Genomic DNA, 13,385 nt, shown 5'->3' on the forward strand with positions numbered 1-13,385 from the left:
TGGCAAGTCGCCGGATCGAAGACCGGCCGCGATTTCAAGTCGGCAAACATTTATGCGCCCAAGTCGACACGAAGAAGTGAACTTCGATCACTCATGCGCTGCAAGCATGTCAATTTCTGGAGCTGGTGACTATCTGCGCGGTTGAAGGGGCGATGTCCTTCAATTAGCCGCGGCTGCCGCCGCCAGAGGTCTTCCATGATCAATGAAACCAGAATAGCCCGGCACGCCTTGCGAGCACCGCTTGCCGCGGCAGCCTTCGCAATCGCCACTGGCTTCGTCACGCTCGGTCTCGGTAACGGCCCTGCAGCAGCCCAGTCGACGAACTGGGAGGAAGGCTGCGCGATGCGCGTCGTCACGCCAGGTTCGGGTGATATTCTGCGGACGATGAACTGCGCTCGCCAGAAGGAATGCCAGCAGATGGCAAACGCCCGGGGCAGCATGATGATGGGTATGGGCTGCTTCGGCGTCGAGCCGCAGGGCCCGGCTCCGGTCGCGCAGCAGGCCGGCAAGACCCGGCCGGCGCGGCAGCAGTAAGGCACTCTCATCGCAGCCTTGGCGGCCGCGGCTCCGCGCCGCGACCGCCAAGGCAGTTTTTGTTGCGCTGCCCCTAGCGGGCGCGTCTCACGCGTGATATCGGGCCTCGTCAACTCGGCTTAGGGCATATCCGCCCTGCCCCTTTTCAGTGCCGGCCGCACCGGCCCCGGAGTTGACGATGGCGACGATCACTGACGGTCTCATTCGCGACGGTTTGACCTTCGACGATGTGCTGCTCGAGCCCGGCCCGTCCGAGGTGATGCCGAGCGATGTCGACATCTCGACCAAGCTGACCAAGACCATCTCGCTGAACCTGCCGATCATTGCCTCGGCAATGGACACGGTCACCGAAGCCAAGATGGCGATCGCCATGGCGCAGGCCGGCGGCCTCGGCGTCGTGCATCGCAACCTCGACCCCGACCAGCAGGCGGCGCAGGTCCGCCTCGTCAAGAAGTTCGAGTCGGGGATGATCGCTAACCCGATCATCATCCACCCGGACGAGACGCTGGCCGATGCGCTGGCCCTGATGAAGAACAATGGGATTTCCGGCATTCCGGTGGTCGAGCGCGGTCCGCAGGGGCACAACGGCAAGCTCGTCGGCATCCTGACCAATCGCGACGTGCGTTTCGCCGCCAATCCCGAGCAGCCCGTCTCGGAGCTGATGACCAAGGACCGGCTGATCACGGTGCGCGAGGGCGTCGGCCAGGACGAGGCGCGGCGCCTGCTGCACCAGTTCCGGATCGAGAAGCTTCTGGTGGTCGACGACCATTATCGCTGCATCGGCCTGATCACCGTCAAGGACATGGAAAAGCAGGTCACCCACCCGCACGCCGCCAAGGACTCGCAGGGAAGACTGCTGGTCGCGGCCGCCACCACGACCGGCGATCAGGGCTTCGAGCGTTCGGAGCTTCTGATCGATGCTGGTGTCGACATCATCGTCGTCGATACCGCCCACGGCCACTCCGCCAAGGTGCTGGAGGCGGTGACGCGGGTGAAGAAGCTTTCCAATACCGTCCAGATCATCGCCGGCAATGTCGCGACTGCCGGCGGTGCGCAGGCCCTGATCGATGCCGGCGCCGACGCGGTCAAGGTTGGTATCGGCCCGGGCTCGATCTGCACGACACGGATCGTCGCCGGCGTCGGCGTACCTCAGCTAACCGCGATCATGGATGCAGCCTCTGCCGCACAGAAGGCGGGTATCCCGGTGATCGCCGATGGCGGCATCAAGTATTCGGGCGATCTCGCCAAGGCACTCGCCGCCGGCGCCTCCTGCGCCATGGTCGGCTCACTGCTTGCGGGCACTGACGAGACGCCTGGTGAGGCCTTCCTCTATCAGGGCCGCTCCTACAAGGCCTATCGCGGCATGGGCTCGGTCGGCGCGATGGCGCGCGGCTCGGCGGACCGCTACTTCCAGCAGGACATCAAGGATGCGCTGAAGCTGGTGCCAGAGGGCATCGAGGGCCAGGTCGCCTATAAGGGGCCAGTCTCCAGCGTTCTGCACCAGCTCGCCGGCGGCCTGCGCGCCGCGATGGGTTATGTCGGCGGCCGCAATCTCGAGGACTACCGCAGCAAGGCGCGATTCATCCGTATCACCAGCGCCGGCCTGCGCGAGAGCCACGTCCACGACGTGACCATCGTGCGCGAGAGCCCGAACTACCCGACGCGCTCCTAACGCTGGATCGCCATAAGGCGATCCATCTTTTCATCGCGCATCGGATCAGCCCGAAAACCAGGACCACTTTTCGGTCCGATGCATCAGGACGAGGCCGACATGACGCTCAAGCTGGTCTATCCGGCGCTGGCCCAGATCCTCTGGAGCTTTGTTGTCCTCGTCATCATGTTCCTGCGCCGCCAGAAGGCCTTCGCCAATCGCGAGGTTCGGCTGGCGGACATTGCGGTCTCGACCGAACGCTATCCGGAGCCGGCGCGGCTCGCAGCGGCCAATTTCAGTAATCAGTTCGAAACTCCGCTCCTGTTCTTCGCGCTGATCCTGATCGCGATGCATGTCTGCGCGACTGGCTATGTTATGGCGGCGCTAGCCTGGGCTTATGTCGCGACCCGGATTGTGCATACACTGATCCACACTGGCTCGAACAGGCTGCAACGACGCGCGATCGTCTTCGCAATTGGCGTCGCATGCTTGTTTTTCATGTGGCTCGGCATCGTGATTGCCGTCGTCTGAGCGCCTTTTCTTTGCGCACGCAAGACGTGCACCGGCGAGTTCTCACTGCCGATTCGTCTGCTCTGTCACATCCTCGCTACAGCGACCGATAAACCGTAATCGACACTTGCGTCCCAACTGCGCCCTCTTCATGCTAAATACTTGCGGTGAGGATGGTTTGGGGAGCGGCCGTCCGACAGGGTCGGCGTGGTGCTCCCCGTGGCGCAAGGCTTTCTATGGCAGTGCTGACTTTCGGGCGTGTGGCTCTGTTCTCGGCCGCGGGCGTTCTCGCCGCGGGCGCGTTTCTTCATGTGACCGGGCGCCCTGTGCCATGGCCTCTCGACCAGATTCCTTACGGTAAGGTGATCTCGGCGCCGGCGCAGCCGGCAGCAACTGCAACCGCCCCCGCAGCCGGCGGTAGTCGCTCCGGCCAGGCCAACCGGCCGCCGGTGACCATCGTCACCGCCAAGGTCGAGCGCCGCCCGATGCCGGTCCGGATCGATGCGATCGGCACGGTGCAGGCGATCTCCACTGTCAATATCCGCTCGCGCGTCGACAGCCAGATCATGGCGGTCGAGTTCCGCGACGGCGCCATGGTGAACAAAGGCGATGTGCTATTCCGGCTGGACTCGCGCCAGCTCGAGGCGCAGCTGCGCCAGGCCGAGGCCAATGTCGCACGCGACAAGGCCTCTCTCATCGCGGCCGAGTCCGACCTGCGGCGGGCCGAGGAGCTTTCGCGGCGTGAGATCGCGACGGACCAGCGCCTCGACACCGCCCGCACTGCAGTAAGCACGCTGCGCGCCGCGATCCGGGGCGGCGAAGCTGCTGTTGATAGCCTGCGCGTCCAGCTCAGCTATTACACGATCAGCGCTCCGGTCTCGGGACGGGTCGGGGTCGCCGCGCTGAAGGAAGGCAACATCGCCAAAAGCGGTGACAGCTCGGCTATGCTGGCGACGATCAACCAGATCGATCCGATCTATGTCAGCTTCGCCGTGGCGCAGCGCTATCTGCCGGAAATCCGCGAGGCGATGCAGGCGAAGACGGCCGCCGTCCTGGCGACCCAGCAAGGTGCCGGCAAGGGCGTCGAAGGCACGATCGCGGTGGTGGACAATGCCGTCGACGCAACGACAGGCACGATCCAGCTTCGGGCCAGCTTCGACAATCCCGAGGAGACGCTCTGGCCTGGTGCGCTCTGCCAGGTCCGGCTGACGCTGCGGACCGAGCCAGATGCCGTCACGGTTCCGCGCGAGGCGGTCCAGACTGGGCAGAACGGCTCCTATGTCTTCGTGATCGAGAATGGCGCCGCCCGGGCTCGGCCGATCGTGGTCTCCCGCAACATCGAGGAGCGCGTCGTCATCGCGTCGGGCCTCAACGGCGACGAGACCGTAGTGATCGACGGGCAACTGCTTCTGACCGATGGCGCGCGCACGATCGAGCGCGGCCGTGGCGGCCAGAGCCCGCCGGCGCCCAACCTGACCTCCCAGCGAGGGAGCGCCGGCTGATGAACCTGCCCGAGGCCTGCATCCGTCGCCCGGTCATGACGACCCTCCTGATGGCGACGTTCCTGATCTTCGGGTTGTTCGCCTTCAAGCAGTTGCCGGTCGCGGCCCTGCCCCGGGTCGATTTCCCGACCATCAACGTCAGCGCCCGCCTGCCCGGCGCCAGCCCGGAGACGATGGCCTCCTCGATCGCCGCGCCGCTCGAGCGCGAATTCGCCTCGATCTCCGGCATCACCTCGATGTCGTCTGTCTCGCAGCAGGGCTCGACCTCGATCACGCTGCAATTCGACCTCAACCGCAATATCGACGGCGCGGCACTCGACGTGCAGGCCGCGCTCAGCGCTACGACCCGGCGTCTGCCGCCTGAGCTCCCGGCCCCACCCAGCTTCAGAAAGGTCAATCCGGCCGACCAGCCGGTGCTGTTCATGGTGCTGACCTCGGCGACCAAGCCGCTCTACGAGGTCCATGAGTTCGGCGAGAACATCCTGCAGCAGCAGATCTCGCAGTTGCCCGGTGTCGCCCAGGTCAACATCTTCGGCGCGCAGAAATATGCGGTCAGGGTGCGGGTCAACCCCGACGCAGTCTCCGCTCGCGGCCTTGCCCTCAGTGATGTCCGCAGCGCCATTGCCGCGGCGAACTCGAATTCCCCGGTCGGAACGCTGAACGGCACCAACCAGCGCATGGTGCTGGGCGCCACCGGCCAGATGGAACGTGCCAACGAATACGGCAACCTGATCATCTCGCAGAAGAACGGCGTGCCGATCCGCCTCAGCGACGTGGCGCAGATTTTCGACTCAGTCGAGAACGACCAGACCGGCAGCTGGTACAACGGCCAGCGCTCGATCATGCTGGCGGTCTATCGCCAGTCGGACGCCAACACCGTCCAGGTCGTCGACAGCATCAAGAGCCGGCTCGACGCCTATCGCGCGCAATTGCCGGCGGCGATCGATCTCGTCGTGCTCAACGACCGTTCAATCCCGATCCGCGAGGCGGTCGAGGACGTCGAGGTCTCGCTGATGATCGCGATCGCCCTCGTCGTCATGGTGATCTTCCTGTTCCTGAAGAGTTTCGCCGCGACGGTGATCCCGACGCTGGCGCTGCCGATTTCGCTGGTCGGCACCTTCGCGATCATGCACGCGCTGGGCTATTCGCTCGACACCATCTCGCTGCTGGCGCTGACGCTCGCGGTCGGCTTCGTCGTCGACGATGCGATCGTCATGCTGGAGAACATCATCCGGCACATCGAGATGGGCAAGAAGCCGTTCCAGGCGGCGCTCGACGGCTCGCGCGAGATCGGCTTCACTATCCTGTCGATCACCATCTCGCTGGTCGCCGTCTTCATCCCTGTCTTTTTCATGGGCGGCGTGGTCGGCAAGGTCTTCGCCGAATTCGCCGGCACGATCGCGGCGGCGATCATCGTCTCCGGCTTCGTCTCGCTGACGCTGACACCGATGCTGTGCGCCCGCTTCCTCAAGGCGCATGACCATCACAAGAAGCCGAACATCGTCGAACGCGTGTTCGAAGCCGGCTTCCAGGGCATGCTGAGCGCCTATCGCTGGACGCTCGACGCGGTGCTGAAGGCGCGCTTCCTGATGCTGCTGCTGACGCTCGGCACGGTCTACGTCTCGGTCCAGCTCTATATCGACGTGCCCAAGGGCTTCTTCCCGACGGAGGACACCGGCCTCTTGCGCGGCGCGACCGAAGGTCCGCCGGACACGTCCTTCGAGGCCATGGCGGCGCGCCAGATGCGCGTCGCCGAGATCGTCAAGGCCGATCCGGCGATCGACTACCTGACCTCGAACATCGGCGGTTTCAACGCCACCAATAACGGCTTCATGTTCATCGCCCTGAAGCCGAAGGACCAGCGCGACAAGGCCGATGTAGTGATCGCCCGCCTGCGCCGCGCCGTCTCCGAAGTGCCCGGCATCACCGCGGTCTTCCAGCAGGTCCAGAACATCAACCTGAACGCCGGCCGTTCCTCGCGGGCGCAGTATCTCTATTCGTTGCAGGGGCCGGATCTTGGCGCCCTCTTCAATTACGCGCCGCTGATGCAGCAGCGGTTGGCGCAATTGCCGCAACTGCGTGACGCCAATATCGACCTGCAGCTGCGCAATCCCCAGCTCTCGATCGAGATCGACCGCGAGCGTGCCGCCAGCCTCGGCATCTCCAGCGACCAGATCCGCCAGGCGCTGGGCAACGCCTTCGGCTCGCGCCAGATTGCGACGATCTTCACGCCGGCGACCGACTACCAGGTCATCATGGAGGCCGAGCGCGCCTACCAGCAGGATCCGGCAGTGCTGTCGCGCCTGCTGCTCAAAGCCGCCAACGGCCAGAACGTGCCGCTGGAAACGGTCGCCACGATCAAGCCGAGCGTCGGGCCGCTCGCCGTCAACCGGATCTCGCAGCAGCCGGCGGTGACGATCTCGTTCAACACCGCGCCGGGCGTCTCACTCGGCGACGCCGTCAACGCGATCCGCGCGGCCGAGCGCGAGATCAACCTTCCGGCTTCGATCGTCACCAGCTTCGCCGGCTCGGCCCAGCTCTTCCAGGATGCGTTGAAGGGCCAGGGCCTGCTGATCTTCGCCGCGATCCTGGTGATCTACATCATCCTCGGGATTCTCTACGAGAGCTTCATCCACCCGATCACGATCCTGTCCGGCCTGCCCTCGGCCGGTCTCGGTGCCCTGCTCGCCTTGCAGTACTTCCACATGGACCTGTCGGTGATCGCGATCATCGGCATCCTGATGCTGGTCGGCATCGTCAAGAAGAACGCGATCATGATGGTCGACTTCGCGATCGAGCGCCGCAAGATGGGCGACGACGCGCTGACGGCGATCCGCGACGCGGCGCTGGTGCGCTTCCGGCCGATCATGATGACAAGCTTCGCCGCGATCTTCGGCGTGCTGCCGATCGCGCTCGGCGCGGGCGCCGGCGCCGAGCTGCGCCAGCCGCTCGGCATCGCCGTGGTCGGCGGCCTGATCGTCTCGCAATTGCTGACGCTCTACATCACTCCCGTCGTCTACTTCTATCTCGACAAGGTCGACAGCTGGCTTTCCGGCCGTGGTCGCGGCGAGCGGGAAGAGGCAGTGGCGATTCCAGGCGCAGTGCCGGTCGCGATCCCGCAGGCCGTGCACCGCCAGCAGGATTGACCCTGCACGTTCGGCTGCCGCTTCCTCAGGACCGGCAACCCATCTCATGGCGATCCGCGTATTAACGATGAAGCTCGCTTTCCGGGGGCGGTCAGCGGTCGGCCGTTGAGTCTTAACGAAAAGTAAACTAAGCCCATAAAGCGGCGGACAATGAACTAGCGAGCGATGGAGAGATCGCGGTGCTTCGTGTCCGTAATGTCGATTGCCTGCGTTCCGATCCTGTCCCGCCGACCGGTTCCAGCTCCTCGACAGAAGTGAATTCCGTTTCGCGTGGCCGCAGCAGCGGTCTGCGCCTCGCAGCCATGGCCGGCTTCGGGCTGGCACTCGGCGCCGGCGGCACGATCCTGACCGTCTCCCTGGTCCAGGCCGAGGATGATGCCGGCATCCGCGCCTTCCATCGCGAGGAAGCCGCCCGCCGGACGGAGCGTGCACCGCAACGCGCGACCTACGCCTCCGTTCCCGTGTCGGCCTATGCACCGGCCCGGCAGACATGGGCGGCGCCATTCTTCCAGGCGCGTCCGGAAGGGCGCCTAAGCCCTCCGCCCGTCGCGCTCAATCCGTTCAAACCCATCCAGGCTGCACCGACCCAGGCCGCACCGAAACAGGCACAGCAGAAGCAGAAGCTGCCGGCGATCCGTTACGACACGGTGTCCGGCGCTGCCGATGTGACACGAACGCTCTGCGTGCGCCTCTGCGACGGCTTCCATGCGCCGATCGGCCATCTGCGCAGCCAGTCCGACCTCAGGGCACATGAGGCGCTCTGCCAGGCCGCCAATCCCGGCGTGCCGGTCAAGGTCTTCAAGGTCGCGGCCGGTGCTGCGACCATCGACGATGCCGTGGCGAGCGATGGCAAAACCTATCGCGCGCTGCCGATGGCCTATGCCTATGAGCGTGGCGCCGATGCGGCTTGCCGGCCGGCGATCGCGACTGCGAATGATCGCCGTGTTTCGCTACTGCGCGATTTCACCTTGCGACCGGGCGACAGCATCGTGCTCGACGGGCGGGTGCGCACCTTCAATGGCGGCAAATGGCCTTACACAACCGCTGACTTTCGTGATTTTCGCGGCTCGCCCGAGCTGACCGCCAGCGACCGCCGCAAGATCGACGAGAAGGTCGGTATCTCGCACGCTGAGGCGCAGGTTCGCACCTTGCGCCGGCAGATGCGGGTGCGCGAGGCTAGCTTGCACGACGACAACTTTGCCAGCGACGCACTCGGCCTGCGCGGTGGATTTGATCCAGGCGCACCGGCTCAGCCTGCACGCGTGGTGCTGCAAACGCCGTTCTCGCGGAATTGAGACAAGGCTAGGCCTTTTGTCCTAGGTCTTTCATCCTAGGACAATTCACCCAAGATCACCGAAAGATCGATGGACGACCGGGTGGCCTTCCGGCACATTCGCTGCGTTGCAGCATGGAGCCGAGCATGACGACCAAGACGCCGCGCCAGTTCTACCGCCCTCTGGCGATCGGCGCGCCCGAGCCCTATCGCGAGCTGCCGCTGCGGCTGGAGCGGATGATCCATTTCGTGCCGCCGCATCTGGAGAAGGTGCGCGCCAAGGTTCCAGAGCTCGTAGGCCAGGTCGACATCGTGCTCGGCAATCTCGAGGATGCGATCCCGGTCGAGGCCAAGCAGGCGGCGCGCGACGGTTTCATCGAACTGGCCAAGGCGACCGATTTCGGCGCCACCGGCCTGTGGACGCGGGTCAATGCGCTGAACTCGCCCTGGTTCCTCGACGACATCGCCGCGATCATGGGCGAGATCGGCGGCAAGCTCGACGTCGTCATGGTGCCCAAGGTCGAGGGCCCCTGGGACATCCACTATGTCGACCAGCTGCTGGCGCAATACGAGGCGCGCCATGCCCTGCCCAAGCCGGTGCTGATCCACGCCATCTTGGAGACGGCCGAAGGCGTGAAGAATGTCGACGCGATCGCAACCGCCTCCCCGCGCATGCACGGCATGAGCTTGGGCCCGGCCGATCTTGCCGCCTCGCGCGCGATGAAGACCACCCGCGTCGGCGGCGGCCATCCCGAATACAAGGTCATCGCCGACCCCTCGCCGGATGGCGGCCCGCGCGCCATCGCCCAGCAGGATCTCTGGCATTATACGCTGGCGAAGATGGTCGATGCCTGCGCTTCGGCCGGCCTGAAGCCCTTCTACGGTCCGTTCGGCGATTTCTCGGATGGCGCCGCCTGCGAGACGCAGTTCCGCAATGCCTTCCTGCTCGGCTGCGCCGGCGCCTGGACGCTGCATCCCTCGCAGATCGAGATCGCCAAGCGCGTCTTCAGCCCTGACCCCGACGAGGTCGCCTTCGCCAAACGCATCCTGGAGGCCATGCCTGACGGCTCGGGCGCGGTGATGATCGACGGCAAGATGCAGGACGACGCGACCTGGAAACAGGCCAAGGTCATCGTCGACCTGGCACGGCAGGTAGCGACGCGCGATCCGGCACTTGCGGCTCGCTATGGGCTTTGAAGAGTTAGTGCCCGCGACATCCACGGATGTTGACGCATTTGCGACGTAATCCTAGGTCAAGCGCAGGGTGCGGCGACATCGGCTGTGACGGGCCGGGTTTGGGCTGAACGAGGATCATGGAATCACGCACGGCGAAATTTCGGATCGGCGACGTGGTGCGCCATCGCGTCTACCCGTTCCGGGGCGTGATCTTCGACGTCGATCCGGTGTTCTCGAATTCGGAAGAGTGGTGGCTGGCGATCCCGGAGCATCTGCGACCCTCCAAGGACCAGCCGTTCTACCATCTCTTCGCCGAGAACGAGGAGACCGAGTACGTCGCCTATGTCTCAGAACAAAATCTCGTGATCGACGAGTCCGGCCAGCCGGTCCGACATCCGCAGGCGCGCGAGTATTTTCGGCGCGACCGCAAAGGCAAGTACCGGATCGATAAGTCGGAGCTGAACTGAGCTTCAACCTTCTGGTGACTGGGCTTTGTGCTGACGAAGGGGCGGATTCGTGAGCATCAGCCATGCCGACATCGTCATTCTCGGCGGCGGCCATAACGGGCTCGTCTGCGCCTTCTATCTCGCCAAGGCGGGGCTGAAGGTCACCGTGCTGGAGCGGCGTGCCGTGGTCGGCGGCGCGGCCGTCACCGAGGAATTCCATCCCGGCTTCCGCAATTCCACCGCGAGCTACACGGTCAGCCTGCTCAATCCGCGCATCATCGCGCAGATGGAGCTGGCGCGGCACGGGCTGCGCATCGTCGAGCGGCGCATGGCCAACTTCCTGCCCTTGCCGGACGGGCGCTATCTCGCCGCCGGAGATGGCCGGACTGAAGCCGAGGTCGCGAAGTTCTCAGCTCGCGACGCCGAGCGGCTGTCGGCCTATGGCGAGCGGCTCGAACGGATCGCCGCCATGTTGCGCGACCTCGTGCTGCAGGCGCCGCCCAATCTCGGTGACGGCGGCTGGCTGGCCGCCTTGCCGCAGATGCTGGAAGCGGCTGCGCTCGGCCGGCGCGTCGCCGGGCTCGACCAGGCCGGCCGGCGCGACCTGCTCGACCTCTTCACCAAATCGGCTGGCGACTGGCTCGACGGCTGGTTCGAGAGCGATCCCGTCAAGGCCCTGTTCGGCTTCGACAGCGTCGTGGGCAACTATGCCAGCCCCTATACGCCGGGCTCTGCCTATGTGCTGCTGCATCACGTTTTCGGCGAGGTCAACGGCAAGCGCGGCGCCTGGGGCCATGCTCTGGGTGGCATGGGAGCGATCACGCAGGCGATGGCGCGGGCCTGCGCAGAACAGGGCGTCGAGACCCGGCTGGAGGCGCCCGTCGCGCAGGTATTGACCGAGAAGGGTCGTGCCGTCGGCGCCGTGACGGAACGGGGCGATGTGGTGCGGGCGCGCGCCGTGGTGTCGAACCTGCATCCGCGCCTGCTGTTCGAACGTTTCGTCGACCCGGCGATCGTCGCGACCGATTTCGGCGAGCGTATCCGCCGCTATGCCTCGGGCTCCGGCACCTTCCGGATGAATCTGGCGCTGTCGGAACTGCCGCGCTTCGCGTGCCTACCGGAACCGGGCGACCATCTCACCGCCGGCATCATCATCGCGCCGTCGCTCGCCTATATGGACCGCGCCCATGCGCAGGCGCGGCTGTCGGGCTGGTCGAGCGAGCCGATCGTCGAGATGCTGATCCCGTCGACGCTCGACGACAGCCTCGCTCCGCCCGGCCGGCATGTCGCCAGCCTGTTCTGCCAGCATGTCGCACCAAGTCTGCCGGACGGCGAGAGCTGGGGCGAGCATCGCGACACGGTGGCCGATCTAATGATCGAGACCGTGGACCGCTACGCTCCGGGCTTCCGCGCCTCGGTCATCGGCAGGCTGGCGCTGGCGCCGAGCGATCTGGAGGAGCGTTTCGGGCTGGTCGGCGGCGACATCTTCCACGGGCGCCTGACGCTCGACCAGCTCTTCAGTGCCCGCCCGGTGCTCGGCCACGCCGATTATCGCATGCCGGTGCCGGGCCTTTATCTCTGCGGCTCCGGTGCCCATCCGGGCGGGGGCGTCACCGGCGCGCCGGGCCATAATGCAGCCCGCTCCGTGCTCACTGATCTGCAGCCTCGGCGCTTCGGGCTGCGGTCACGGCGAGCGTAACCGAAGCAATCGATCAGGGACCAGCGCAATCCTATCCGTCCAAGACCGGTGCTACGGGCTGCGCTCAGCCTGCGGGAAACGTGCGGTAAAGGCCCCTTCCCGCTCGGGCGGCAGCCTGACCAGCAGCGCCAGCGCACCGTCCTCCGCATCCTCGCGCTCGAGGATTTCGCCATTGGCGTGCAGCCAGGCCAGCGACTTGCCATCGCCCGGCGGCAGGGTGAGCCGATAGACCGGCCGGGTTCGCGCGATGCGCTGCTCGATCGCATCGGTCAGCGGGCCCATCCCCTCACCTGTCAGGGCCGAAACCAGCACTGGACGTGAGGCGCCCGGCTTGAGCGTGGCGAGTGCTCCCTGGCGCTCACGCTCGTCGCTCGAAAGCAGGTCGGCCTTGTTCCAGATCTCGATGACGCGGTTGCCATCCTCGGGATCGATACCGAGATCGCGCAGGATGCCCTGGACGTCGGCGGCCTGAGCCTGCGTATCCTCATGCGAGACATCTCGGACATGCAGCAAGACATCGGCCTCGATCGCATCCTCGAGCGTGGCGCGGAAGGCAGCGACGAGTTGCGTCGGCAGGTCGGAGATGAAGCCGACCGTATCCGACAGCATGATCCTGGCGCCATGCGGCAATTTCAGTGCCCGCGCCGTCGGGTCGAGCGTGGCGAAGAGCATGTCCTGCGCCAGGACCTCGGCCGAGGTCAGCCGGTTGAACAGGGTCGACTTGCCGGCATTGGTGTAGCCGACCAGCGCAACCACCGGATAAGGCACGCGTTTGCGGCTGGCGCGATGCAGCGAGCGCGTGCGTTTCACGCTCTCGAGCTCGCGCTCGATCTTGCTCATCCGCTCCTGGATGATGCGCCGGTCGGCCTCGATCTGGGTCTCACCCGGGCCGCCAAGGAAGCCGAAGCCGCCGCGCTGGCGCTCCAGGTGGGTCCAGGACCTGACCAGGCGACTCTTCTGGTAATTGAGGTGGGCGAGCTCAACCTGCAGTGCGCCCTCGCGTGTGCGGGCGCGCCGGCCAAAAATCTCGAGGATCAGGCCGGTGCGGTCGATGACTTTGCAGCCAAAGGTTTTTTCGAGATTGCGCTGCTGGACCGGCGACAAGGCGCAGTCCATCACGACAAGACCGATCTCCTCGATCTTGACGCGTTCCGCCAGTTCCTCGACCTTGCCCTTGCCGAGATAGGTCGCAGGCCGCAGCGCGCCCAGCACAACCGGGATCGCCTCGACGATCTGGAGATCGATGGCGCTGGCTAGTCCAAACGCCTCGTCCAGCCGCGCTGCGTGGCTGCGCTGGTTCTCGTCAGCCGCTGAACCCCGACCGGCGGCATGACGCGCCAGGTAGGGGCCGACCACGAAGGCGCGGGTATCGGCCGCAAGGGCGTGCTCGGCCGCGTCGATCGAGAGTCCGATCGAGCTTCCGTCGCCCACCCCGGCCTTGCCGCCCA

The 13,385-nt window shown here is 65.6% G+C and carries 10 protein-coding genes; 9 read left to right on the forward strand and 1 reads right to left on the reverse strand.

The genetic code is table 11. The features are described 5' to 3' along the window. Positions 1 to 195: 195 nt before the first annotated feature. The 9 genes from BLM15_RS06455 to BLM15_RS06495 all read left to right on the forward strand — a co-directional run bounded on the left by BLM15_RS06455 (position 196) and on the right by BLM15_RS06495 (position 11,937). Positions 196 to 534 carry a hypothetical protein gene (locus BLM15_RS06455; protein ID WP_126111454.1) on the forward strand — a complete coding sequence of 113 codons (339 nt, stop codon included), beginning with the start codon at positions 196 to 198 and terminating at the stop codon, positions 532 to 534. Between the two features lie 178 nt (positions 535 to 712). Beyond that, positions 713 to 2,206, forward strand: coding sequence for an IMP dehydrogenase (gene guaB / locus BLM15_RS06460; RefSeq protein WP_126111456.1), 1,494 nt, complete (start codon positions 713 to 715; stop codon positions 2,204 to 2,206). Between the two features lie 99 nt (positions 2,207 to 2,305). After that, entirely contained in the window at positions 2,306 to 2,716 is a 411-nt protein-coding gene (locus tag BLM15_RS06465; protein WP_164547414.1) for an MAPEG family protein, read from the forward strand. Between the two features lie 305 nt (positions 2,717 to 3,021). Then, positions 3,022 to 4,197 (forward strand): efflux RND transporter periplasmic adaptor subunit, encoded by a 1,176-nt coding sequence (locus BLM15_RS06470; protein ID WP_164547415.1) that lies wholly within the window; start codon positions 3,022 to 3,024, stop codon positions 4,195 to 4,197. After that, positions 4,197 to 7,343, forward strand: a complete 3,147-nt coding sequence (locus BLM15_RS06475) for an efflux RND transporter permease subunit (RefSeq protein ID WP_126111462.1) — start codon at positions 4,197 to 4,199, stop codon at positions 7,341 to 7,343. The genes BLM15_RS06470 and BLM15_RS06475 overlap by 1 nt, the downstream gene beginning before the upstream one ends. Before the next feature lie 179 nt (positions 7,344 to 7,522). Then, positions 7,523 to 8,638 (forward strand): DUF2865 domain-containing protein, encoded by a 1,116-nt coding sequence (locus BLM15_RS06480; protein WP_126111464.1) that lies wholly within the window; start codon positions 7,523 to 7,525, stop codon positions 8,636 to 8,638. Positions 8,639 to 8,763: 125 nt separating this feature from the next. Then, positions 8,764 to 9,813 (forward strand): HpcH/HpaI aldolase/citrate lyase family protein, encoded by a 1,050-nt coding sequence (locus tag BLM15_RS06485; RefSeq protein ID WP_126111466.1) that lies wholly within the window; start codon positions 8,764 to 8,766, stop codon positions 9,811 to 9,813. Between the two features lie 116 nt (positions 9,814 to 9,929). After that, entirely contained in the window at positions 9,930 to 10,259 is a 330-nt protein-coding gene (gene hspQ, locus BLM15_RS06490) for a heat shock protein HspQ (RefSeq protein ID WP_126111468.1), read from the forward strand. 55 nt (positions 10,260 to 10,314) lie between these two features. Next, the gene (locus BLM15_RS06495; protein WP_206438653.1) at positions 10,315 to 11,937 is read left to right on the forward strand and encodes a phytoene desaturase family protein; all 1,623 of its coding nucleotides are present in this window, start codon (positions 10,315 to 10,317) and stop codon (positions 11,935 to 11,937) included. 51 nt (positions 11,938 to 11,988) lie between these two features. Here the strand turns inward: BLM15_RS06495 and hflX are convergent, their stop codons facing one another. Further along, positions 11,989 to 13,368: a GTPase HflX gene (gene hflX / locus BLM15_RS06500; RefSeq protein WP_126111472.1), complete on the reverse strand. Its 1,380-nt coding sequence runs from the start codon at positions 13,366 to 13,368 to the stop codon at positions 11,989 to 11,991. Between the last annotated feature and the right edge of the window lie 17 nt (positions 13,369 to 13,385).

This window comes from Bosea sp. Tri-49 (assembly GCF_003952665.1).
Lineage (GTDB): Bacteria > Pseudomonadota > Alphaproteobacteria > Rhizobiales > Beijerinckiaceae > Allobosea.